This window comes from Mycolicibacterium sp. P4_G11, from assembly GCF_056555145.1.
Genome location: NZ_JBFUJW010000003.1, coordinates 114,752 through 139,295 on the forward strand (window position 1 = coordinate 114,752; position 24,544 = coordinate 139,295).

General features: G+C 64.8%; 20 protein-coding genes. 10 read left to right on the forward strand and 10 right to left on the reverse strand.

Going from position 1 to position 24,544, the window contains the following annotated elements; all coding sequences use genetic code 11:
- Positions 1–17: 17 nt before the first annotated feature.
- Genes AC1U2B_RS06550 through AC1U2B_RS06565 form a run of 4 tightly spaced genes read right to left on the reverse strand, consistent with a single transcriptional unit; the run spans position 18 to position 2,815 of the window.
- Positions 18–1,025, reverse strand: coding sequence for an XdhC family protein (locus AC1U2B_RS06550; protein ID WP_480216150.1), 1,008 nt, complete (start codon positions 1,023–1,025; stop codon positions 18–20).
- Positions 1,015–1,155 carry a hypothetical protein gene (locus AC1U2B_RS06555; protein WP_480216151.1) on the reverse strand — a complete coding sequence of 47 codons (141 nt, stop codon included), beginning with the start codon at positions 1,153–1,155 and terminating at the stop codon, positions 1,015–1,017. The genes AC1U2B_RS06550 and AC1U2B_RS06555 overlap by 11 nt, the downstream gene beginning before the upstream one ends.
- 4 nt (positions 1,156–1,159) lie before the next feature.
- Positions 1,160–1,591 carry a cupin domain-containing protein gene (locus AC1U2B_RS06560; protein ID WP_480216152.1) on the reverse strand — a complete coding sequence of 144 codons (432 nt, stop codon included), beginning with the start codon at positions 1,589–1,591 and terminating at the stop codon, positions 1,160–1,162.
- Positions 1,592–1,624: 33 nt separating this feature from the next.
- Positions 1,625–2,815, reverse strand: a complete 1,191-nt coding sequence (locus tag AC1U2B_RS06565; protein ID WP_480216153.1) for an FAD binding domain-containing protein — start codon at positions 2,813–2,815, stop codon at positions 1,625–1,627.
- Positions 2,816–3,031: 216 nt separating this feature from the next.
- Here AC1U2B_RS06565 and AC1U2B_RS06570 point away from each other — a divergent pair, with 216 nt between their 5' ends.
- On the forward strand, positions 3,032–4,654 hold the full coding sequence (locus AC1U2B_RS06570) for a glutamate synthase-related protein (protein WP_480216154.1): 1,623 nt from the start codon (positions 3,032–3,034) through the stop codon (positions 4,652–4,654).
- Positions 4,651–6,594, forward strand: coding sequence for a thiamine pyrophosphate-dependent enzyme (locus AC1U2B_RS06575; protein ID WP_480216155.1), 1,944 nt, complete (start codon positions 4,651–4,653; stop codon positions 6,592–6,594). Before AC1U2B_RS06570 ends, AC1U2B_RS06575 begins: the two co-directional genes overlap by 4 nt.
- A 52-nt stretch (positions 6,595–6,646) precedes the next feature.
- Here AC1U2B_RS06575 and AC1U2B_RS06580 read toward each other — a convergent pair whose 3' ends face one another.
- From AC1U2B_RS06580 to AC1U2B_RS06590, 3 genes are all read right to left on the reverse strand, one after another.
- Positions 6,647–7,471 (reverse strand): alpha/beta fold hydrolase, encoded by an 825-nt coding sequence (locus AC1U2B_RS06580; RefSeq protein ID WP_480216156.1) that lies wholly within the window; start codon positions 7,469–7,471, stop codon positions 6,647–6,649.
- Positions 7,472–7,681: 210 nt separating this feature from the next.
- Positions 7,682–10,477 carry a helix-turn-helix transcriptional regulator gene (locus tag AC1U2B_RS06585; protein WP_480216157.1) on the reverse strand — a complete coding sequence of 932 codons (2,796 nt, stop codon included), beginning with the start codon at positions 10,475–10,477 and terminating at the stop codon, positions 7,682–7,684.
- A 43-nt stretch (positions 10,478–10,520) separates the two neighbouring features.
- Positions 10,521–11,468 (reverse strand): alpha/beta hydrolase, encoded by a 948-nt coding sequence (locus AC1U2B_RS06590; RefSeq protein WP_480216158.1) that lies wholly within the window; start codon positions 11,466–11,468, stop codon positions 10,521–10,523.
- Between the two features lie 244 nt (positions 11,469–11,712).
- Here AC1U2B_RS06590 and AC1U2B_RS06595 point away from each other — a divergent pair, with 244 nt between their 5' ends.
- Genes AC1U2B_RS06595 through AC1U2B_RS06605 form a run of 3 tightly spaced genes read left to right on the forward strand, consistent with a single transcriptional unit; the run spans position 11,713 to position 14,020 of the window.
- Positions 11,713–12,258 (forward strand): MaoC family dehydratase, encoded by a 546-nt coding sequence (locus tag AC1U2B_RS06595; protein ID WP_480216159.1) that lies wholly within the window; start codon positions 11,713–11,715, stop codon positions 12,256–12,258.
- Between the two features lie 14 nt (positions 12,259–12,272).
- A complete protein-coding gene (locus AC1U2B_RS06600) occupies positions 12,273–13,145 on the forward strand; it encodes an NmrA/HSCARG family protein (protein ID WP_480216160.1) in 873 nt (290 codons plus the stop codon).
- Positions 13,142–14,020 (forward strand): alpha/beta fold hydrolase, encoded by an 879-nt coding sequence (locus AC1U2B_RS06605; RefSeq protein ID WP_480216161.1) that lies wholly within the window; start codon positions 13,142–13,144, stop codon positions 14,018–14,020. Before AC1U2B_RS06600 ends, AC1U2B_RS06605 begins: the two co-directional genes overlap by 4 nt.
- A 34-nt stretch (positions 14,021–14,054) precedes the next feature.
- Here the strand turns inward: AC1U2B_RS06605 and AC1U2B_RS06610 are convergent, their stop codons facing one another.
- The 3 genes from AC1U2B_RS06610 to poxB are packed head-to-tail and all read right to left on the reverse strand — an operon-like array spanning position 14,055 to position 18,354.
- A complete protein-coding gene (locus tag AC1U2B_RS06610) occupies positions 14,055–15,617 on the reverse strand; it encodes an MFS transporter (RefSeq protein ID WP_480216162.1) in 1,563 nt (520 codons plus the stop codon).
- Positions 15,618–15,668: 51 nt separating this feature from the next.
- Positions 15,669–16,601 (reverse strand): glyoxalase, encoded by a 933-nt coding sequence (locus tag AC1U2B_RS06615; RefSeq protein WP_480216163.1) that lies wholly within the window; start codon positions 16,599–16,601, stop codon positions 15,669–15,671.
- Between the two features lie 19 nt (positions 16,602–16,620).
- Positions 16,621–18,354 (reverse strand): ubiquinone-dependent pyruvate dehydrogenase, encoded by a 1,734-nt coding sequence (gene poxB, locus AC1U2B_RS06620; RefSeq protein ID WP_480216164.1) that lies wholly within the window; start codon positions 18,352–18,354, stop codon positions 16,621–16,623.
- Between the two features lie 172 nt (positions 18,355–18,526).
- Between poxB and AC1U2B_RS06625 the strand changes: the two genes are divergently transcribed.
- From AC1U2B_RS06625 to AC1U2B_RS06645, 5 genes are read left to right on the forward strand one after another with little or no spacing between them, the layout of a single operon-like run.
- A complete protein-coding gene (locus tag AC1U2B_RS06625; protein WP_480216165.1) occupies positions 18,527–19,534 on the forward strand; it encodes an amidohydrolase family protein in 1,008 nt (335 codons plus the stop codon).
- Positions 19,531–20,706 (forward strand): FAD binding domain-containing protein, encoded by a 1,176-nt coding sequence (locus tag AC1U2B_RS06630; protein ID WP_480216166.1) that lies wholly within the window; start codon positions 19,531–19,533, stop codon positions 20,704–20,706. Before AC1U2B_RS06625 ends, AC1U2B_RS06630 begins: the two co-directional genes overlap by 4 nt.
- On the forward strand, positions 20,703–23,009 hold the full coding sequence (locus AC1U2B_RS06635) for a xanthine dehydrogenase family protein molybdopterin-binding subunit (RefSeq protein ID WP_480216167.1): 2,307 nt from the start codon (positions 20,703–20,705) through the stop codon (positions 23,007–23,009). The genes AC1U2B_RS06630 and AC1U2B_RS06635 overlap by 4 nt, the downstream gene beginning before the upstream one ends.
- Positions 23,006–23,557 carry a (2Fe-2S)-binding protein gene (locus tag AC1U2B_RS06640; protein ID WP_480216168.1) on the forward strand — a complete coding sequence of 184 codons (552 nt, stop codon included), beginning with the start codon at positions 23,006–23,008 and terminating at the stop codon, positions 23,555–23,557. The genes AC1U2B_RS06635 and AC1U2B_RS06640 overlap by 4 nt, the downstream gene beginning before the upstream one ends.
- Positions 23,554–24,540 (forward strand): FAD binding domain-containing protein, encoded by a 987-nt coding sequence (locus AC1U2B_RS06645; RefSeq protein ID WP_480216169.1) that lies wholly within the window; start codon positions 23,554–23,556, stop codon positions 24,538–24,540. The genes AC1U2B_RS06640 and AC1U2B_RS06645 overlap by 4 nt, the downstream gene beginning before the upstream one ends.
- Positions 24,541–24,544 lie beyond the last annotated feature (4 nt).

A 24,544-nucleotide genomic window follows, 5' to 3' on the forward strand; every position in this document is an offset into this window, starting at 1 on the left:
TCGCGGGTGGTTCGTCATCAGTCGACCAACTGGCTACGCGGCAGACCGCTCCCGCCCTCGTTGACTGCCACCACCTGAGCGAGGATCGACACCGTGATGTGCGATGCGTCCCTACCGCCGAGGTCCAGCCCGATCGGCGCCTGAAGACGGTCGACGTCAGAGGGCAACAGTCCGTACTCGAGGAGGGCGTGACGCTTGTTCAACGAGCGGGTCCGCGATCCCAGGGCACCGACGAATGTCGGCTGCGTGCCGCCGGCCCAGTGCCGCGAATCGAGAGCTTCGACGAGCAGCGGAATGGAGAATCGATCGTCATGCGTCAGGTCCACGATTGCGGTGTCAGCGTTGATATGGCCCGATTCTCGTTCCTGACGCAGGTAACGATCCGGCCAGTCCCGAACCAAGTCCGCCGCCGGAAAGCGTTCCTCTTGCAGAAACACCGGCCGGGGATCGCACACGGTGACCGCATAGCCCAGTGGGGACGCCAGAGCAGAAAGCCCGGCGGCGATGTCGCTGGTCCCGAAGATCAGCAGGCGCGGACTGTGCTCGTAGTCCGTACGGAACACTGGCGCATCGTCACCACGTGTCAGCGAAGTGTGACCCGTCCGCAGGTTCAAGAAGGTGGTGGCGGGCATGCCCTGCCGCACCATCGACATCAGCGTCGCCAGCTCGGGGAAATGCTGTGATGTCACCGGGTGCATGGCGACGCGGAGACTTCCACCGCACGGCCCCGGTGGGGCAAATGGGTCGCGGGCGGACAGGTCGGCATCGAAATCGATGATCTGGCAACCGGTCCCGGCCAATGTGTCCGGATGCTCGCCGAATACGGCCTGGGCACGCTCGTAGAGATCCGCCTCGACACAGCCCGATGACACGCTGCCTTCGAAGCGGTCGCACCGATCGAAGGCCATCATCGACCCGGCCGGGTACGGAGAGCGATCAAAGGTGTCGAGTACGGTGACGGCGACAACGTCCATGTCGCGCCGGTTTCGGTCGTAAATCCATTGCAGCACAGCCCTATTTCTCATCGATGTCCCCGCCGTCGGCCAAGGCGCTCACCGCGCATCCGAGCCAGGCACCTTGGGCAGCAGCGACTTTCGGCATCCCATAGCGTTCGCCGCCGCCGGCGGCCAGAACTACGCCGAGGGTTCTACCCATCACGTCAGATTTGCAGCGCAGCGTTGTCACTGTCGAGGTGTTCAACGGTGGTGAAGATCAGCTCGGTCTCACCGATGTTCTCGATGTCGTGGAGCAGGTATTCGCCTGGGCCGAAATGGAAATGCCGGGTTTCTCCGACCGCGTAGGACACATCGCGCGTAGTACCGTCGAAGGTGTGCTGGCGGCTGTGGCCGGCGCTGACAGCGGTCCAGAAATAGTCCAGTACGTGGCGATGCGCGTGCCAGCGTTCGCCGGGTGCGAGACGTATCTCCCATACCCGGACCCGCTCATTCTGGCTCAACAGCCGTGATCCGACGTTTCCGTCGTATGCGTGGGCAGCGAAGTCGGCTTTGAGCTCATCACTCCAGCCCTCGAAATCGGTGGCGATGAGCTGGCCGGCCAGTGGCAAGTCGCTGAGGAAACTTTCATTCGACATGTTCGTCCTTGTCTGGGGGTTCTGATGCGCCGACTACTGGCCGGGACCGTAGAGCCCGAATCGCAGGTCGGGGTCCCCCGGCGTCCAGGTGTTGTGGAACTGCGCGCGGTCGCCCATCTCGATGACCCGGCGCAGCAGATTGTCGCTGAGCTGGAGTTGCCCGGGCTCCCAGTTCTCGAGTGCCGCAGGGATGTCGCCACCCGAATTGCCCAATGCGGCAGCGAGTGCCCAGCCATCAGCAGCAGCTTTCGCGGTTCCGGCCGCGGCGTGAGGACGTGCGGCGCAGGCCGCATCGCCGATCAATGCCACACGTCCCAATGCCATCCGCGTCGACCGGACGTCGTAAAGCACTTGAAGATAGGGGTTTTCGGTGTTGATCACGGCCTCGGCGACCACCGGTGCGAGCAAGTCGGCTGCGTCCCGGCGCAACTCGTCGACATACCGGTCCTGCACCTGGCCAGGATGCACCGATACCAAACCCTGCTGCCCACGCTTATCGACCAGCATTTCGGTCAGGTCCGGACCTGCCGACACGTTGCGATACCAGACGTAGTTGAGCAGGGTGTGCTCCGGCTCCAGCCCTTCCTCCCCCGGAATCGGATACATGAGAATGTGCGAATTGGGGATGACGTCGTAAGTCACCGCATCATCGAGTGCCTGGCGCGCGTCGGCGCTCAGTTTGGCGAGCGGCAGCGTGCCGCGCCATCCGACATAGCCGGCGTAGCTCAGGTTGGCGGTCGGGTCGAAGCGCTCCCGGATGACCGATCGGACACCGTCGGCGAAGACCACCAGATCAGCTGACGCGGTCGCGCCGCCGGCGAAGCGCACCGTCGCTTTGTCCTCATCCTGGCTGAAGCCGCAGGCGTACTGGCCGTAGTGGTAGTGGTCGGTCCCAAAGTCCGCGAGCAGTGCTCGGTAGAAGGTGCCCCATGAGGTGTAGGTCCAGGTGGCCGGCTGCCGGTACACGGTGTCGCCGGCGCGGTCGAGGTACTGCACGTAGGCCGTGGAGGTGCGCAAGTCGGCCGCGTCTTGAGAACTGCGTTCGACGAACCAGCGGACAGTGTCCGGCTGCAGCACGATCCCGCTGCCGCGCCCTTCGAGCGCCGTGGGAGTGCGCTCGTAGACATCGACAGTGAATCCCAGGTCCCGCAGTAACAACGCCGCGGTCAGTCCGCCGATGGATCCACCCACGACGATCGCCGTGGCACTGGCGTAGTCGGTCATGACGTGACTCTTCTCGATAGGGCAGATGGAGATGCTGTTCGTGCGCGCGATCTCACCGTTCAACAGCCTTGGACGTCGGGCCGCATTACGCATCAGTCAGCTGACTGATGCGTATCAGGGCGTCAATCGCCGAGAGTTCAGCTGACAGTGCTAATTACACTGACTGTCCGCCCCAACAGATGTTCCACCGGATCAGGAGTGAAATGACCCAGACCCATGGCATCTGATTCGACAACGGCGGTGCGAGTTGCCTCGATCGGTGATCTGGCCGAGAACACACCGAGCACCGTCCGCGTGTCCGGCGTCGACCTTGTCCTGGTCCGACAGGGCGACGACGTTCGGGCGCTGTATGGGCGCTGCGCCCACCGCGGTGCCCTGATGTCTGACGGCAGCATCGAGGGTGACCTGCTGGTGTGTGGTCTGCACGGCTGGCGCTACGAGATCCAGACCGGGGTCGCGCCGGTCAACCCGGCCGTCAGGCTGGCGACGTTCCCCGCGTGGGTGTCCGACGGAGCGGTCTACGTCGATCAGGCCGCCGTCGACGCCTATGCCCGGGACAACCCACCGACCTATGACGACGACGGATATCAAGGTCAGTGGATCAAGCCGACCAACACCGCAGAGGAACCGTTCGTAGCGCAGATTCATCAGTGGGCTGCACACGGATTGACCAGCGAACACGGTCCGACAGCGGCCATGGGAGTCCCGCGCGACCAACTCCCGTCATGGGATTCGATCCAGGTGCTCACCGCCCAACTCGCTCGGCTGCCGCTGCTCGACGAGGAACCGGTGAACACCCAGACAGTGATCGGGCCGGCGGCGCGGCGACCACTGACCCTCGATATCCCGTTGTTCGTCAGCGACATGAGCTTCGGCGCACTGTCGCAGGAAGCCAAGACCGCCCTGGCCGCCGGCGCCGAGCTGGCCGGGACGGGTATCTGCTCGGGAGAAGGCGGCATGCTTCCCGAAGAACAGCAACAGAATTCAAAGTACTTCTACGAACTCGCATCAGGCAGATTCGGGTGGAGCTTCGATCGGGTCCGCCAAGTACAGGCGTTTCATTTCAAGGGCGGGCAAGGCGCCAAGACCGGCACAGGTGGTCATCTCCCGGGTAACAAGGTGATCGGCCGGATCGCAGAGGTTCGCGGGCTCCCCCCGGGAACCGCAGCCGTCTCGCCGGCGCGATTCCCGGACTGGACGTCCTTGCAGCCCTTCGAAGAATTCGCCGCGCAGGTGCGCGAGGTCTCCGGCGGTATCCCGGTCGGATACAAGATGAGCGCCCAGCACATCGAACAAGATATCGACGCCGCCTTACAGATCGGGGTCGACTACATCATCCTCGACGGCCGAGGCGGTGGAACCGGCGCCGCCCCAACCATTTTCCGCGACAACATCTCCGTACCGACCATCCCGGCGCTGGCCCGCGCTCGCAGACATCTCGACCGCTCACAGGCCGGCCAGGTCACGTTGGTCATCACGGGCGGTATCCGCACTCCAGCCGACATGGTCAAGGCATTGGCTTTGGGTGCGGACGCGATTGCTCTGTCCAACGCCGCGCTGCAAGCCATCGGGTGCGTCGGAATGCGCGCCTGCGATACCAACAGCTGTCCGACGGGCATCGCGACCCAAGATCCCAAACTGCGCGCGCGGCTGCCGGTACCGGCCGGTGCGGAACGGTTGAACCGGTTCCTGCGCTCGACCGTCGACCTGATGGTCGTCCTGGCGCGCGCCTGTGGCCATCGGAGTCTGGCGGACTTCAACATCGACGATCTCGTCACGTTCGATCGTGACTTCGCCTACCTCAGCGGCGTCCCCTACGCAGGAGCCATCCCACTGTGAACGATCAGAATCTCAACTGGCACAAGGCCGTCGATGCCGACCAACTCGACGACGGCGAAGTGGCCATGTGCCCCGTCGGACTCAAGACCGTCGCACTCACCAAACTGGAAGGCCGTTACGGCGCCGTCGACAACCGGTGTCCCCATCAGGGTGGTCCGCTCGGCCAGGGCACATTGGAGAACGACAAGATCCGCTGCCCCTGGCATGGATTCGACTTCGACCCGTTCACCGGCGAAGCCGCAGGCGGCCCGGATTTCAACGTGCGCACCTATCCGGTTGAAGTCCGTGACGACGGGATCTACGTCGGCACTCCACCCCCGACCGAGCACCCACGTACCGTCAGCGACCTCCTGGTGGAGACCATGACGAACTGGGGGGTCGACACCGTTTTCGGTATGGTCGGCCACTCGAATCTCGGGCTCGCCGAGGCGATGCACCGAGCCGAAACAGAGGGCAAGCTGCGGTATTTCGGCATCCGACACGAAGGCGCCGCCGCGTTCGCCGCGGCTGCCTACGGCAAGCTCACCGGTCGGCCCGCCGCATGTTTCGGCATCGCCGGCCCTGGATCGACCAACCTGCTGACCGGCTTGTACGACGCGAAATCCGACCGCGCTCCGGTGCTTGCGCTGTCGGGCAATGTGGACTCCTCGGTCGCCGGTAAAGGTGCCTTCCAGGACATCGACCTGCTCGCGGCGTTCGCGGATGTCTCGGCGTACTCGGCAATGGTGCGTTCGGGCTCCGACCACGCCGAACTGATGACCATGGCCCTGAAACACGCGATCCTCGAACGCGGCGTCGGCCACCTCGTCCTGCCAGACGAAGTACAGATTCTTGAGGCCCCGAACCAGAAAGCCTCTGGGCCCCAAGGTCGTATGCCCGATCTTCGGGTATCGCCTTCTGCGGCCACGCTCGAGGCGGCACTTGAGTTGATCGCCACGGCGACCCGACCGTTGGTCATCGTCGGCGCCGGCGCGAAGTTCGACATGCCGGCGGTCATCGCGCTGGCCGAACGCTTGAATGCGCCCGTGCTGACCACCTTCAAGGCCAAGGGACAGATCTCCGACACCCACCCGCTCGCGTGCGGCGTGCTGGGACGGTCGGGCACGCCTGTCGCGTCGTGGATGATGAACAAGGCCGACCTGCTGCTGGTGTTCGGTGCCTCCTTCTCGAACCACACGGGAATCTCGCCGTACAAGCCGATCATCCAGGTGGACACCGATCCCATGATGCTCGGCCGGTTCCGTCCGGTGACGGTCCCGGTGCTCGGCGACGTGGGAGTGACCGCTTCCGCCGTTCTGGACAGGCTTCGTCCGAACCCGGCGCTGATCGACCAACGCCCGGAGGTCGCCGATCGCTGGGCGGTCTGGCGCACGGAGAAAGCCCGGCGTGCCGTCAAACACCCGGACGGACGGGTCGCTGCCGCAACCGTTTTCGAGGAACTCAGCCGCCTGGCTCCTGCGAATGCCGTCCTGGCCGTCGATGTCGGCAATCACGCGTACTCGTTCGGGCGCTACTTCGAAACCGCGGAGCAGTCCGTGCTCATGTCCGGATACCTCGGCTCGATCGGGTTCGGTTTCCCCGCGGCAATGGGCGCTTGGGCAGCCGCCCCGGACCGGCCGATCGTCGCGATCACCGGCGACGGCGGCTTCGGCCAGTACCTTGCCGAGTTCACGACGGCGGTGAAGTACGACATGAACATCACCCACGTCCTGCTCAACAACGGGGAACTCGCCAAGATCAGCGAGGAACAGCGCGGGGCCGAGTACGCGGTCTGGCAGACATCACTGCTCAATCCGGACTTCGCCGCCTACGCACGCAGCTGCGGTGGCTACGGTCGGCGGGTCACCGATCCCACGGAGGTGGCCGCGGCCATCGCCGAGGCGCTCGAACATCGGGGACCGGCGCTGGTCGAGATCATCACCGATCCGAGTACTCACTGATCCGCCACGCTGTGGTGACCGGCCCTACGGCCCGTCACCACAGCGTTTGGCTTCATGACCGGAAGAACTCCAGCAGGTCGGCGTTGATGGTTGCCGCATGAGTCGTCGGCATGCCGTGAGGGAAGCCTGAATACGTCTTCAACGAACCGTTGGGCAGGAGCTTTGCGGACAATAGGCCCGAATTCTCGTACGGCACAACCTGATCGTCGTCACCGTGCATCACGAGTACCGGTACCGTCGTGCTTTTCAGATCGTCGGTGAAATCGGTCTGCGAGAACGCGACGATTCCGTCGTAATGGTCCTTGGCTCCGCCCATCATGCCTTGGCGCCACCAGTTTTCGATGATCGCTTCGGACGGCTCGACGCCCGGGCGATTGAAACCGAAGAATGGTCCCGCGGCGAAATCGCGGTACAGCCCGGACCTGTTGGCCGCGACCTGCGCCTGCAGGTCGTCGAAAACTTGTTTGGGAACACCACCGGGGTTTGCATCGGTCTGGACCATCAACGGTGGTACCGAGCTGATCAACACCGCTTTGGCTGCGCGGTCTTGGCCGTGGCGGCTCAAGTAGCGCACCACTTCCCCGCCGCCGGTGGAGTGCCCGACGTGCAGCGCGTCGGTGAGATCGAGATGCTCGACGACGGCGGCGAGATCGTCTGCGTAATGGTCCATGTCGTGGCCGTGACCGACCTGGGTCGAACGCCCGTGGCCACGCCGGTCATGAGCGATCACCCGATAACCGTGCTGCAGGAAGAACAGCATCTGGGTGTCCCAGTCGTCAGAGGACAGCGGCCAGCCGTGGCTGAAGACAACGGGCTGCCCGCTGCCCCAGTCCTTGTAAAAGATGTCGACGCCATCGACGGTCCTTATCGTGGGCATGCATGTCCTCCCTGTAGTGAGCTGCATCAACTCCGGATCAAGCAAAGCGTGTCAATGTGAACCTGGCTGCTACCCGCCAGCCATGCTTGCGGCCCAACGTTGCCTCGCCATACTGCGACAACGCCCATCGCATGTCATCAGTGCAATGACTGAGATCGCACAGCGGCGGTGGGCGCACCCAGTGGCGATGCAGTGCCTCCGGCGACCACGTCAGGTAGGCCTGTCCCCCAACAGATCCCGCAGTTGATGACGTCGGCTGACCCCCAGTTTGGGATAGACGTTGTACAGGTGCGAGGCAATGGTTCTCGGCGAAAGATTGAGTCGCTGACCAATTTCCGGATTGGTCAGCCCCGAGGCCGCCATCGACACGATCTGCCGTTCTTGCGCCGTCAGCGAATCCAAGCCGGAAACGGCGCCGGCAGTTGACGCCGTCACGCCGGCAGCGCGGAGTTCGGCGCGCGCGATCTGCGCATACGGCGCTGCACCCAGGCGATCGAACACTTCAAGGGCAGCGGTCAGCTGGGTACGAGATTCGGCAGGCCGGCGCACCCGGCGAAGCCATTCGCCGTAATGCAGACGCGCTCGTGCGCGTTCCATCGGCCACTGGTCACCGGCCGGATCGAAAATTGCCAGGCGGAAGTGTCGTTCCGCCAGGTGCGTCCTCGCGGTCAGGGCGAGCGCCTGATGCCGCAGAAGACGCAGTCGCACAGGAGGATTCGACCCCAATTGACGCCCGATCGAAGCCACCAGGGGCCGTACCTCTTCCAGGTGGCTGCTGCGCGCGCCGGCCCATGCCAAGTCGGCGATGGCGCGATGGGAGACGACGAAATGAGTCGGCTCGCCCTCCGCGTCGAACATCTGTCGTAAGGCTTGATACGCGGAATCGAACTCGCTGCGGGCCAGCGCGTTCCGTCCCGTGGCCCACGTCAGTGCGGTTCTGGTTGCGGTGCCACATTTGTCGGCGATGACACGGGACGCTGCGTCGATGGCGGCGTCCGCCGCATCGGTGTCACCCCAGCATGACAACAGATGGGCACGCACGACGTTGCTTTCCGCGTGCAGCAGCGCCAGATCGTAGACCCCGCACAAGGTATCCGTCTCGTCGAGCAGTGCCCGCAGTTCTGACCACCGTCCGGTGTCATGCAGTCCCCACGCCAGCGGCGCGATGGCGAAAGTGAAGCCGCGCAATCCACCGGCTGCTTTGAGCTGCTCGACCGCTTCCCGCAATTCGGTGACCGCCAGCGCACTGTCCTCGGTGGCGTACGCCATTGCTCCTACTGCGAGGTGCCGGAACGGTTCGACGGGAGCGGACATCGGATGCAGCCAACGACGATCCCACGGTGCTGGACGATCGTGGGCGCTGCCTGCACTGTCGGCGTACATAGCGATGTACGCCCGCTGCACGGGCCCCGCCTCCGCCGGGAAGGGCGTCGGAATTACGCTCTCCCCCAAGATATCTTGCGAGGAATCCTGCAGCCAACGGCCTAGGCGGTCCCGGTGCGCCAATTCCCCTGAGTAATACGCCGACGATGCGCCCGTGTACATCAACGCCAGTCGGAGACGCGAGTTGGTCGGCGGCGTGCCGTCGAGTGCGCTGCGAACCAGTTCGGCCGCCTCCGCCGGACGTGCTGATTGCAGCAGCACCGAGGCACGCGTCAAGGCGGCATGACCGACGATCTCGGGGTCCTTCGAGCGCTGCACCGCGCTGGCATTCAGCGCCAGTGCCCATGATGGGTCCCCGCCGAAGTTGGCTGCCACCGAGGCGAGTGTGAACCGCCGAGCCGCATCGTCGGCATCAGGGCTCAATTCAGCGGCCCGCTGAAGCGCCCTGGACACCTCCAGGTAACCGCCACGCTGCCGGGAGCGTTCGGCGCCCTGCTCCAACAGCGACGCGACGGTCTCGTCCGGGCCATCCGCCGCGGCCGCCAAATGCCAAGCGCGGCATGCCACATCCAATTGCGGAGCGGCAGCCAACGCGATGTGGGCAGCGCGGCGATCAGCCAGATCCCCCTCGCTGTAAGTCACGCTGCGCAGCAAGGCGTGACTGAACTGCACCCGCCGGTCCTCGGTGATGCTCAGCAGAGACCGTTCGATCGCCGGCTCCCACCGCCATAAGTCAGCACCAAAACCCGCTGCGGCCGTGATGGTGTCGATGGTCTCGTAGCCCGCGCCGGCGGCGGCGAACAAAGTCAGCCGCCGCGCGTCGGGCGGCAGCTCCGACAGCTGCGCGGCGAACAACGCATGCGCGAATCCGGAACCAACCATGTGGTTACCCCGGAACCTGACCGAACCTGTTTTGCCGTAGAACCGGGCGGATTCAATCAGGGCCAATGGATTACCGCCGGACCAGCGGACGATCTCACCGCGGACGCTCGCGTCTGGCGCCAGTGTCTGGGTGTCGATCAGTTCTGCGGCCGCGGCATCGGTCAGAGGCGCAACTTCGACCACCCGGAAGGAACGGTCGAGACCATTGAGCTGGTCCACCCGCCGTGCGCTGATCAACAACCGAACAGCAAGGTGGGGAACCCGGCCGATCACATAAGTGAGCACCTGGCGAGAGTCCGGTTCGAATCGGTCGAAATCATCGAGCACGACGACCAGTGGCCGATCAGCAGCGACGACCGCGAACAGGGCCAGCACCGCCTGCTGAATCAGCGCGGGGCCGTGCCCCGCGGCGCCGGCACCGCCATTGACGATGTCCTGCAGCGCATCCCGCAGCGGGGCGGGCAGATCCGCGATTCGCTCGGCGATGGGCCAGAGCAACTCGGTCAACGCAGTGAAAGGGCGCACGTGGTCCGGCTCGGAACCCCCGGCAAAGACCACTGTCGCGCGCTGCGGCTGCAGCGCTGCCACCGCGTGCCGCAGCAGCGTCGACTTACCGATACCCGGTTCGCCGACCAGAATCACTGCCTGAGGCGCGGCGGCGACACCAGAGGCCACTTCGGTGATCAGACCAATCAGCTGACCGCGGCCGACGATCGGCGACTGCGAATGTGCCAGTGTCACTGGGAAAACCGCTTCCTGCGCAGCACAATCAGGCGGCGTCTTCTCATCGGCGTATCGCTTCTTCGAGGAATCTCACGCCCTGCTCGAGGGCCGCCCTGGCAGACGGTGTGTCACTGAGCTGACTGAGCACCACGAAATCGTGGACCGTACCCAGGTAACGGGTGCAGGTCACCGAAACCCCAGCTTCGCGCAGCAATTCGCCAAACGCTTCGCCCTCATCACGCACCACATCGGCCTCGGCGGTGATTATCAACGTCGGCGGCAACCCGCTGAGGTCTGCGACCGGTGCGCGAACCGGAGACACCGTCGGGCAGTCGATATCGCCGTCGCAGTACTGATCCCAATACCAGGCCTGCTCATCGCTGGTGAGCAGATAGCCCTCCGCATATGCGTTGTGGGACGGGTACTCACACCGCGCATCAGTTGGCGGGTAGTACAGCAGTTGTGCGCGAAGTCGCGGGCCGCCGCGCGACTTACATACCATGCTGACCGCTGCGGCGATGGTCGCACCCGCGCAATCACCGGCCAGCGCAATGGATTTCGCATCGATACCGACGGCCTCCGCATTGTCATGAACCCACAGCAGCGCTGAATAGCACTCTTCGAGCGCGACTGGGTATCGCGCTTCCGGCGCGCGGGTGTACTCGGGAACTATGACTGCGGCACGGCAGCGTGTGGCGATGGCCCCGACGACACGCCCGTGAGTGTCCGCGTCGCCGAACATGAATCGTCCGCCATGTACGTAGAACACCGCCGGCAGCGCACCGTGCTCGTTTTGCGGCCGCACCAACCAATACCCCACCAGACCAGACGGACCCACCGGCGCGGTGTGAAACTGAGCGACTGTTCCGGGTTGCTCGATGACAGTGCGCTGTGCTTCCCGCAGCGCCAGCCGGCCGTCCTGCGATCCCAGTTGCCCGAGCGTCGGAGGGGTGGCCATCGACGCAACCAGCCGCGCGATCGTTGGATCCAGCACCACGTCTCGACTCACGACATCCTCCCAACCGATGTGGCGGCCTCGTTGTGTGCCGAGGACTCTACGCCTCCCGCTTCGGTACGGACGGTGGTCGAGACGGGCCCAGTCATCTGACTGATGACTGGAGCGCGCCCATCTCGCAGACTCAGCAACGCAGACGTCCGCGACCGCCCAGAACAGGAGCAGCACCGTGGCCCACCTGTTCGACCCGCCGGCCGTGCGCGGGGTCACTTTCGCACATCGTGCGTGGAGGTAGCCGATGCCCACCGCCGGGGTCGGATTCATCACCCCGACACCTAGAGGAGACGTCATGTCCGATGCCACCGGGGTCGATGCGTTCGATCCGAACGAACACCGCCTGGTGCCCGCGCGAACATTCGAGGAACTGAAGGTCGGCGAGGTGTTCCGCGCGCCCAGTCGCACCGTCACCGACGCCCACGGGTCGGCCTTCCAGGCGATCTCGGCCGACAACCACCCGGTGCACTACGACGTGGAATGGGCACGGTCGCATGGTCATTCAGCACCCGTCGTGCACGGTTTGCAGGTGCTGGCCGTCACCGCCCCGGGGGCAACGCTGTTCCCCCATGTGATCGGCGACGTGTTCGTCCGATTCGACGGCCTGACGTGCCGTTTTCTTGGCGAAGTGCATGCCGGTGACACCCTGTACCCGCAACTGCGAATCACCGAACTGATCCCCCAGGCCGATGAAGGCCGAGTCAAAGCTGCTGTGTCCGTGAAGAATCAGCTGGGCGAGTTGGTGCTCGATGGCGAACACATCTACGTACTGAAACGTCAGGCCGCATGAGCGAGGAGAACAACATGGCGCAGACATACGCGGTAATCGGTGCCACCGGGGCGACGGGCGGCGCCGTCGTCAGCGCCCTTGTCGAGCGTGGCCTACGAGTACGCGCCATCGCGCGTAACCCCCAATCGCCTCGCGCGCAGAAACTCTCGCAAGAGGGCATCGAGATCGCCGCGGCCGACCTCGGCGACGAACAAGCCCTCACCGACGCCTTCACCGGCATCACCGGGGTCTTCGCCGTCACCACTCCTTTCGAGGAAGGGCCCGACATCGAAGTGGCGCAAGGTTTACACATCATCGGTGCCGCAGTGCAGGCCCGAGTCCCCCATCTGGTCTATTCCTCGGTGTCCAACGCCGACCAGCGCACCGGGATCCCGCATTTCGACAGCAAAGCCAAGATCGAAGAGGCGCTCGCCGCATCTGGCGTGCCCTACACGATCGTCGGCCCGACCTACTTCTACGACAACATGCTCGGCGGGATCGACGAGCTTCGGTCGGGTCAATTCTCGTTGCCGTTGCCGGCGACCACACCATTGCAGCAGCTTTCCCGGCGCGATCTGGGCCGGTTCGTCGCCGCCGTCCTACAGGAACCACAACGCTTTACGGGGCTGCGCATCGACATCGCTTCCGATGCACCGACGCCACGTCAGATGACCGCCACTCTCGAGCACGCGTTGGGTTCCCCGATCGAGTTGGTCACCTACGACCCGTCCGGAATCGCCTCCGCCGATATGCGGGCCATGTTCAGCTTCCTGTCCGTGCACGGTTACAGCGCCGACATCGCCGACCTGCATCGGCACTATCCGGAGATCGGTTGGCAGACGTTCAGCGACTGGGTGGAAGAACACCTCACCGCGCGCGCGGCGCGCCCCACGACAGGACATCGATGACTGCCGAATTGACCGGGATCACCCACCACACCGCACAACTCAACGGGATCAAGCAGCATTGGGTAAGCGCGGGTGACGGACCGCCGGTCTATCTACTGCACGGCTTTCCGGAGACGTGGTACGGCTGGCGCAAACAGATATCGGCACTTGCCGAGCAATTCACAGTCATCGCGCCGGACCTCCGCGGCTACGGCGACACCGACAAGCCTGCCTACGGCTATGACAAGCGCACGATGGCCAGAGATGTGCTGGCACTGATGGATCACCTCGGGCATCAGCGGATCGCGCTCATCGGGCACGACCGCGGCGCACGGGTGGGCACCCGCTTCGCCAAAGACCACCGTGACCGAATCGACCGGTTCGTGGCCATGGATAACATCCCAACGCGGGTCATCGCGGAAACCTATGACGTACAACGGGCCCGACAGGGGTATTGGTTCTTTACGTTCCTCGCCGAGCCCGACCTTCCCGAAGCACTCATCGCCGGCCGCGAAGAGATCTGGCTGACCCACTTCTACCGGACGTGGTCCTACAACCCGGACATGCTCAGCCCGCAGGAGATCGCCACCTATGTACGGGCCTATCAGCAACCGGGTGCGATACGTGGATCCTGCATGGACTACCGGGCCGCACCCGAAGACGTAGCCCAGGACGTCGCCGACGCCGACCGGCTCATCGACTGCCCGGTACTGACCATGTGGGGCGAGAACTTCAGTGCTGTCGGCGAGGCCTACGACGTGCTCGAAGTCTGGAAGACGGTGGCACACCAGGTGCGGGGTGTGCCGATCCCCGAGTGTGGGCACCTCTGTCAGGAGGAGCGCCCTGATGTCGTGAACGCCGAGCTACTCGCGTTCCTGAGCGGCTGGAGCGGGTAGCCGAGCACCCGCGCTGGGCCGACGATCGGCAGAGCTACCGAATCCGGAGAAACGCCTGTTGGTCGGCATCCCCGTCCACGGTCAACGCGAGTGCCTTGGTCATGACATCGTGGTCGGACGACAACCAGCGGGCGGTGTGCTGGTGATGGAATTCCGCCCATGACGGCACGACGAATTGTTCGACGACAACTTCGGCATGTTCGCCGCTGCGATACAACCGCCAGGAATGCCCACCCGTGCGTCGACGTGCCTGACAGACGTCGTGCATCACTTCGATGAATTCCCCCAATGCGTCTTCAGCGACGCGATAGGAGGTGCTGATGAGCACCGGGCCGTCATCCGGTTCGGGCATCATCACGACGTGCGGTGCCGGCCAGGCCGTGGACACCTCCCGGTCGAGCTTGCCGGTGCACGGGTGCAGCGGCAGCACGGTCACGGTCGCCGCCACCACCACCAGGCAGACAGCAGCGCCCACAAGCGATGTGGCCAATCCAGCGTGCGACGCGACAGCGCCCCACACCACTGAGCCGAGCGCCTGCGCTCCCATGAAGACGAGCAGATACACCGCCAGGCCTCGAGACCGGGCCCAGGGTGCCAGCGATAGCTGAGCGGCCGTGTTCAGAGTGGTCAGCGTCATGAGCCAGGCGGTCCCCGACAACATCAAAGGGATCACCGCGAAAGCGAACGGCAGGCACGCACTGGCGAGCATTCCGGCAGCGTAGATCAGTGCCGACACGGCCAATAAGGCATTGTCCGGCAGCCTTTTTCGAAAAACGGGAACAACCGCAACCCCGGCCACCGCACCTGCTCCGAGACACGTCAACACCAGACCGTAACCCGCGGCTCCCTGGTGCCAGTGCTGCGCTGAAGCCAGCGGCAGCAGAGCCCACAGGGCCGACGCCGGAAAGGCAAAAAGCCCAGCACGCAAGAGTATTCGGCGCACTATGGGGGCTGATCTGACGTACCGACCGCCGGATACGAACGAATGCCAGAACGGTTCGCGAGGGCCGGCGCCACCGCTCGGTGCACGCCTCCAGAGGGCCAGCGCGACGATCACCCCGGCGAAAGAGACGGTGTTCAATGCGAACACAGCAGCGGGTCCGGCGGCCGCAACCACGAGACCCGCGATGGCCGGGCCAATGGCCCGAGCGGCATTGACTGTCACGCTACCGAGCGCAGATGCTGACCGAATCTGTTCTCGCGGAACCAGTTCAGGCTGGATCGCCTGCCAGGGTGGAGCCGACAGTGCGGCTCCGCATCCCATGGCAAAGGTCAGCACCAGCAGTAGCAGCGGCGTGAGTATCCCCGTCACGGTCAAGGCGGTGAGCGCTGCCGCGGCGACCATTGTGTACGCGGTGGTGACGATCAACAAACGTCGCCGGTCGAAGATGTCGGCCAGTGCTCCCGCCGGCAGGGCGAGCATCAACGTCGGTGTCAGGCTGGCGGTCTGGACCAGCGCAACCATCGTCGGGTTGCTGTGAGCGGCGATGAGGAACCATTGCGCACCGACCGTCTGCATCCAACTGCCGATGTTGGATGCCAGTTGGGCGATGAACAGATTGCGGTAGACCGGGTTGCGCAGCGGCGCCCAGGCCACCGACCGTGAATCAGCCTGTGTACCCGCCGTCATCGGTGAGACGCTAGTCGATCAGTCGGAATGAAGTTCAGCGACGTAGCCACCCGGCCACTGCAGCATTGCCGAAGTCGTGCTGCCGGAGCGCACGGATGCGCCGAGCACAGTCGCGCCGGCGGCCACCGCCTTCGCGATGACGGCGGCAACATCAGCGACGCGATACCCGGCCAGTTCCCGGCCATAGGGATATGGCAATTGGCCGTCTGTCACGGCGATGAGCGTGTCGCCGAACGGCGAGGTGAGGTGAATTCGGCGAAAGGTGGTGCCTGGCTTACCGATCAGGAGCCCGTCGGCGGCCACGGCATCGGTGTCGACGCGGCCGTGAGTGAACTGCAGATAGCTCTTCAGGAACTGGTCCACTCTCGCCGCGGGCAGATAGATCCGATTGTCAGGCACGGACGCCAACGGCGGATAGCTGGGTGTCGTTGTGTGCCAGTACAGTTGCGCATTCACTCCACCGGGGAACTCGATGACGGTGTCGCGGCCGATCGGGTCGGGAAACGGCTCGACGACGACGGCGGCACCGGCGTCGCGGGCCTCTTGAACACCGGCGTCGAAATCCCCCATCAACCAACCCGTGCGTTCGGAGCCGAACGGGTACGGCACCGCGGTGGTGAACTCGAACGCCGAGATGGTGCCGACCGGCGACAGGATCAGCTGCGATTTCGTCTGGCTGGGTGTGGGGGTAACGGTGACGACAGCCTGGGGCTTCGCGGATCCGCCGAATGTGCCCAGCCAACTGCGCACGAAAGCATCGAGCTGGCCGGGCGCGACGTAGACATGCACCGAGTCGTACTGCGGACCCACCGCTTGACCGGCCCTACCGGTGGGGCCAGTCGTCATCGGGGCGGGCGACTGACCGCCGGCGCAGGACGCGACCGTCGCGACAGCCAAGGCAGCTGCGGCCAGACGAGCGGCGGCGGAACGATATTGAGGTGTGGCTGTCATCGTCACCTTCTGATCGAGTTCAGTCGAGGATTCTGCGGGCCACATTGGTGGTGATCAGATCGAGGAGTTCATCCGAATGACCGGCAAGCACGGTACGAATGGCATACAGCGAGAAGCCTTTTGCCTGTTCCGCGGTGATCGCCGGCGGAATGGTCAGCTCGTGGCGTGCGGTCACCACATCGACCAACGCCGGCCCATCGTGTGCGAACACGTCCGCGATCGCCGACTCCAGCTCGGCCGGGTGCTCGACGCGGCGGGTGTACAAGCCACACGTACGAGCGACCTCGGCGAAGTCCGGGTTGTGCAGGTCCGTGCCGAAGGTGACGATCCCTGCTGCCTTCATCTCCAGTTCCACGAAGTTCAGCGAGGAATTGTTGAACACGATCAGTTTGACCGGTAATCGGTTCTGCACCAAGGTGATCAGCTCACCCAACAGCATGGTCAGGCCACCGTCGCCCGCAAGCGCGACGACTTGGCGATGCCGGTCGGCTGTTTGTGCGCCGATAGCCAAGGGCAGCGCACAGGCCATGGTGCCGTGGTTGAAGGAGCCGATAAGCCGGCGTCGGCCGTTCATCGTCAAGTAGCGCGCTGCCCACACCACCGGCGAACCCACGTCAACGGTGAAGACGGCATCCGTGGCTGCCTGTCGGTCGACCACCGCGGCCACGTACTCCGGACGGATCGGGGTGTGGTCGTGGTCGTTGACAGCAAGCGAATCAAGCCGCTCGCGCGTCCGACGGTAATGGCCGAGGGACCGATCGAGGTGACTTCGATCCGTTTTCGGTGCCAGCATCGGGTGAAGCGCGATCAGGGTGTCTCGTACTGTGCCCACGAGTCCGAGATCGATCGGTGTGCGACGGCCGAGATGCCGACCGCGGATGTCGACCTGAATGACGATCGCATTTTCGGGATAGAACTGACGGTACGGGAAATCGGTCCCGAGCATCAGCAGCACATCGGCTTCCTTGATGGCCTTGTAGCCGGAAGCAAACCCCAGCAGCCCGGTCATGCCGACGTCATACGGATTGTCGTACTCGACATACTCTTTGCCGCGCAGCGCATGCACCACCGGTGCATTGAGCGTTCCCGCCAACTCGACCAACTGCTCGTGTGCGCCCGCGGCGCCGGCGCCCGCGAGAATCGTAATTCTGGTCGCCTGGTTGAGTATTGCGGCCGCGGTCGCGAGTGCGGCATCGTCCGGCCGCACGATCGGCCGGCTCGGCAATACCGGCCGGACACGGGCCGGATCGCGCAGCTTTTGCAGGAACACCTCACCCGGGATGACGACCACGGCCACCCCTTGTTCCTCAATTGCCGCGCGCATGGCCATCTGCAGCACGCGCATGGCGGACTCAGGGGAGCTGGCCATTTCGCAGAAGACGCTGCATTCGCGGAACAGTTCTTGCGGGTGGGTCTCCTGAAAGTACTGAGACCCGATCTCGGCAGCGGGAATATGGGCGGCAATGGCGAGCACCGGTACGCGACTGCGCTGCGCGTCGAACAAGCCGTTGATCAAGTGCAGATTTCCCGGGCCGCAACTACCGGCGCACACCGCCAACTGACCGGTCACGGCGGCGGACCCCGCGGCAGCGAAGGCGGCCGCCTCCTCGTGACGCACATGCTCCCAAGCGAATCCGTCGGCCCGCCGGATCGCATCGGTGAATCCGTTGAGACTGTCACCGGGCAGACCGAATACGCGGTCTACCCCGCTGGCCTGCAGTGTGGCAATGAAGTGGTCGGCAACAGTCGGCATCAGCGCTTGTCCTCACTTGCGTAGTGGTCGCTTCTGTATAGCCGAGGTCAATGCCCTATCCATCAGTTTGATGACTGAGCGAGATCACTCGCCACACCAATGGCAGTCAACTGACTGATGACGCGGCCATGCCGCTCTGGCACCGTGGCATCGGCGAAGCCCAGGAGGTGGCATGACGATCACGGTGTATCCGTCACCGGCGAGTTCAGAAGGCGTCGATGTGCGGGTGGTGACTCTCGAGGAGCACTACTCCACGGCGGAGTATCTGGCGGCCACCGAACAGTTCATGCCGGCCGTCGCGCAATCAGCGACACTGCGGGCAGCATTGCTCGATCTCGACGACGCCAGGATCGCCGCCATGGACGCAGGCGGTGTCGATGTTCAGGTGCTCTCCCTGGCGGCCGGCAGCCAGCACCGACTGGCACCGGCAGATGCCACCGCGCTGGTCCGCGATGCCAACGACGCGGCATATGCCGCGACCTGCAGGCACCCGGGCCGATTGCGCATGTTCGCGAGCCTGCCGCTCCAACAGCCCGACCGCGCCGCCGAGGAGCTGCGCCGCGGGGTGCGCGAATTGAGCTGTGTGGGTGGCTTTCTCGACGGCACCGTGGGCGGCTCTTTTCTCGACGATCCGCGCTATACGCCGATCTTCGAGGCCGCCTCAGAACTGGACGTGCCGCTGTACCTACACCCGTCGGCGCCGCCTCGCGCTGTGCGGGACATCTATACCGCCGGCCTGCCCGAGCGCAGCGCGTACTTCCTGGCCACGGCTGCCTACACCTGGCATGCGGAACTCGGATTACATTGTCTGCGCATCATTCTCGGTGGCGTGCTCGACCGGTTCCCGAAGCTGCGCTTGATCATCGGGCACCTCGGTGAACATTTGCCGTACTCCCTGCTGCGCGCCCAGGACGGTTTGCCCACGTCGGTGACGGGATTGCAACGCCCCGTCAGCGACTATTTCCTGGATCACTTCACCATCACCACGAGCGGCTATTTCACGACACCCCCCTTCATGTGTGCACGCGACGTCGTGGGTGCCGACCACATCATGTACTCAGTGGACTACCCCTACAGGTCCCCACAGTCCGGAGCGGAGTTTCTAGGCCGACTGCCGATTCCGGTCGCGGAGCTGGCCCAGCTGGCCTCCGGAAACGCGGAACGGATCCTCCGCTTGTGAGCGCCGATCACGAACGCTGGACCGTGGCGATCGTCGGCGGCTCCTTGGCCGGGCTCGCTGCAGCTCTTGAGCTGAGCCGTCTCACCACCGCGGATATCACGGTGTTCGAACAGACAGCGGGACGGCTCGAAGGGCGCGGCGCTGGCATCGTCATGCAGCCGGAAATCGAAGCGCTGCTGTCACTCTCGCATATTGCGCCCCAGGCGGTGACGGTGCCGATCACAGAACGCCGACTCCTGCATCGCCACAGTCCGCCGCGTGTGTTCGCCCAGCCGCAGACGATGACCGCATGGGACACGCTCTACCGGACCTTTCGGGGCGCGCTGCGCGGCGTCGATTATCGGCAGGGTCTCGAGATCACGACCGTGACCGCGAGCGACCACAGCGCTACCCTTACCTTCGCGGATGGCACCGCCTCCGACTGGGACATCGTGATCGGCGCGGACGGGATTGGTTCTACTGTGCGGCAATTCGTTCAGTCCGAGCAGCCCCACTACGGCGGATACGTGGCCTGGCGCGGACTGGAACGCGAAAGCGACCTCCCACCCGAGCTGACCCGCGAATTGACTGACCGATTCACCCTGTTCAGTGCCAACGGGGTCCAGTTCCTGTGCTATCTGGTGCCCGGCCCCGCCGGGGAGACCGAGCCAGGCCTGCGGCGGGTCAACTGGGTGTGGTACGTCAACGCATCACCAGAAGCCTTCGGGGACATCATGACTGGACAATCCGGCCGGCGATACGCATACTTCCTGCCGCCCGACGACGTATCTGCCGCGAGCGCGGCCACCCTGCAGGCGCTGGCCGAAACCGACTTACCGCCGTTGTTCGCCGAACTCCTCGGCCGCTCTGCCCCGTTTCTGCAGCCGGTGATGGACCTACCCAGCGGCCGCCTTCGCCGCGGGCCGGTATTCGTGATCGGTGATGCCGCCGGCACGGTACGGCCGCATACCGCGTCGGGCACGTCGAAATCGATCGGCGACGCCTCATCGTTGGCACAGGCACTGAGCACCCGTACGGCACAGGACCCACTGCCCGAATCGGCTCTACGCCAATGGGAGAACTACCGATTACGAGTCCTGCAGGACATCGCCGCCGTTGGTATCACCCGCGCAGTCGCATCGCGGCTCGGCACTACTGATAGCGCCCCGATATGGGACCGAGCCATCCGATGACAGCCAATGAAGCGATCGGGCGGTCCGTCAACCGGGTCGAGGGTGACGACAAGGTGACCGGCCGAGCACGCTACGCAGCAGATACCCCGCTGCCGGATGTGCAGCACGCGGTTCTGGTCCAGTCGGACATTTCGCACGGCCGCGTCACTCGTGACTCGCTGGCCGCCACCGCTGCCCGCGCCGAGGCCGCACCAGGGGTCGCGTGTGTGTTGTCGCCGCTGAATTGTCCTTCCCTCCATGTGCTCCCCGAGGTGCTCACCTGGGATCTGCCGTTGGAACGCCGGCCACCACTGTCCGATCTGACGGTCCAGCACCGCGGTCAACATCTGGCCGTGGTCGTCGCCGACACCCTGGAGAATGCGCAGTTCGCCGCGTCGTTGATGGACCTGACCTACGACGAGCTACCCGCCCTGCTGACAGCTCGTGAGGTGCTCGACCGGCCCGAGGACGCAAGCCAGAGCGACGATCGGATGGTGCGCGGCGGCGCGTACCAGCCCGACCATTTCGTGAAACTGCCGGAAGAAAAACTCCAAGACCACCGTGGCCCTGCCGATGAACCGGCCGACGGAATGAAAATCTCCTCCCGATACACCACGCCGGAGAACGCCCACTACCCCATCGAGTTGGCCTCCACGATCGCCAGGTGGGATGGGGACCATCTCACCGTGTACGACAGCACGCGTTGGATCGCCGGTGAACGGCAAACGCTCGCAACCTATCTGGGCATCTCGGTCGACAATATCCGGATCGTCGCTCCACTGGTCGGTGGCGCGTTCGGCTCGAAGAGTTTCATGTGGATGCATGTCGCTCTGTGCGCCGTCGCGGCACGAATGACGGGGCGCGCTGTCAAGTTGGTCGTCAGCCGAGACCAGATGTTCACCTCGACCGGGCACCGTCCCCGCACCGAACAGCACCTGAGTTTGGTCGCCGACGCACAGGCGCGGTTGACCAGCATCGAGCACCACACCCTCACCGAAACGTCCACCGTCGCCCACTTCTGCGAGCCGGCCGGGTTGTCGACACGGTTCCTCTATCAGTCCCCGCGAATGGTGGTGTCACACACCGTAGCCCGGGTCAATCGACCCACACCGTGCTTCATGCGCGGTCCCGGTGAAGCACCAGGGCTGTTCGCCCTCGAAGTCGCCATGGACGAACTCGCACACGCACTACACGTCGATCCGCTGGACCTTCGGATCACCAACTACGCCGACCAAGACCAGGCCAGCGGCAGACCCTGGTCTGACGAGCACCTCATCGAGTGCTACCGGCGAGGATCCGATCGTTTCGGCTGGGAGCACCGGCCGCACCAACCCCGCTCGCTGCGGCGCGACGGCTTGCTCGTCGGTTGGGGCATGGCCACCGCCACCTATCCGGGGCGCCGGATGCCGGCCGGTTGCCACGTACGCACCAAGCCCGATGGCACCGTCGAATTCTCCTCTGCCACCCACGAAGTCGGCACCGGTGTTCGGACTGCCATGACCCAAATCGCCGCGGACACGGCCGGCTTGCAACTGCCGCAGGTCACGTTCTTCTCCGGCGACTCGGACTTCCCCACCGCGCCCTACAGCGGAGCATCGCAGACCACCGCCGCCGTCGGGTCGGCGGTGTTCGAGGCCGCCCTCGAATGGAAGCGGCGGGTGCTCGAATACGTCGTCGCCGAACAGAACTCACCGTATAGAGGAGGTGACCTGTCCTCGGTAGACGTCCGCAATGGCGAGATCGTCAGCACCCAGCCGGCACGGCCCGTCACCGCTGTCGCCGCCCTGCTGGCGGCGGCCGACAGCGCGCTTCTCGACCGGCTGACCTTCACCAGCGGCAGCGGAGGCGCGCCGGAGGACGGTCCGGTGTCGCAATCGTTCGGTGCCCACTTCTGCGAAGTGGAGGTGGACGAACAAATCGGCCGGGCAGCGGTGACGCGGTGGGTAGCGGTGATGGACTGCGGGCGGGTCATCAACCCGAAGCTCGCACGCAGTCAGGTGATGGGCGGCATCATCTTTGGTCTTGGCATGGCGCTCATGGAGCAGGTGCCCTACGACCCCGGAACCGGTCACACCTTGGGCGAGTACTACCTGCCCACCCACGCCGACGTCCCGGTTTTCGACGTCACCTTCATCGACGGCGCCGACCGCAACCTGACGGCATTCGGCGCTCGCGGCATCGGTGAGATCGGCATCTGCGGCGTGCCCGCCGCGATCGCGAATGCCGTGCATCACGCCACCGGGCGCCGGCTGCGTGACTTGCCCATCACCGTCGAAAACCTATTGTCCCCCTTCAACAATTCCCTCCAGGACCCGACATCATGACAGCTCACAGCCCACCAGAACACACCGTCGAGCTATCGATCAACGGTGTTCCGGTCACGGTTCAAACCGACGTCCGTTCGACGCTGCTCGACCTGCTGCGCGAGCGCCTCCAGCTCACCGGTACCAAGAAAGGCTGCGACCACGGCCTCTGCGGCGCGTGCACGGTCAGCGTCAACGGCCGGCGCGTGGTGAGCTGCCTGACACTCGCCGTGTCGATCGACGGGGCCACCGTGCTGACCATAGAGGGCCTCGCCGACGGCGAGCAGCTCCATCCCCTGCAACAGGCATTCGTCGACCACGACGGATTCCAATGCGGCTACTGCACCCCAGGCCAGATCAGCTCCGCGCATGCGCTTCTCGGTGAGCACGCCCGCGGCGACCTGTCCGCCGCATCCTTCGAGGGCCCGTACACCGATCTTGCCAGGGGCCCGGACGCCCTGTCCGCCGACGAGATTCGCGAACGGATGGCGGGAAACATCTGCCGTTGCGGTGCCTATCCCAACATCGTGGACGCGATCGTGTCGTGCCTGCCCGAGGGTGGCCGATGAAGACATTCGACTTCCATCGCGCGCGCGACGTCGACGACGCTCTTACTGTCGCGAACGCGACCGGCGGCAGCTTTTACGCGGGCGGCACGAACCTGCTCGATCTGATGAAACTCGGTGTCACACAGCCGTCGTCGTTGGTCGATGTCGGCAGGCTGGGCTTGGACGAGATCACTGCCACCGAGGGCGGCGGCATCCTGATCGGCTCGGGCGTGACCAACAGCGCGATCGCCAACCATCACCTGGTCCGCACGCGGTATCCCGTGCTGTCACATGCAATCCTGTCCGGTGCGACCACGCAGCTGCGGAACATGGCGACCGCCGGCGGCAATCTCATGCAGCGCACCCGCTGCCCGTACTTCATGGATGTCACGTTCCCGGCATGCAACAAACGCCGGCCTGGGTCCGGGTGCGCGGCGCTCGACGGATTCAACCGTGAGCACGCACTTTTCGGCGCGAGCCGCTCGTGTGTCGCGGTGCATCCGTCGGACATGGCGGTGGCACTCGCGATCCTCGACGCTGTCGTGCACGTTCGGTCGCGCGAAGGTGCTCGCAGCATCGCGGTGTCCGACTTCTTCCGGCTTCCCGGAGATCACCCCGAGCAGGACAATGCGCTGTTACCGGGTGAGCTGATCGTCGGTATCGAGCTGCCGCCCTCCGAATTTGCGTTTCACAGTTGGTACCTCAAGGTGCGCGACCGCCACAGTTACGCATTCGCTCTCGTCTCTGTGGCGGTCGGCATGACCATCGACGACGGCATCATCACGTCGGCCGCCCTCGCTCTGGGTGGTGTCGCTGCCAGACCGTGGCGGTCCCCCGCCGCCGAAGCTGCATTGGTGGGCAACGTTGCCGACACCACGACGTTCGGTCGCGCCGCCGAAGCGGCCATGGCCGGTGCCGTCGCGCTGAGCCAGAACGAGTTCAAGATCGACCTGGGCAAGCACAGCGTCGTACGCGCCCTGCACAGAGCAAGCACACGGCCATGACCGA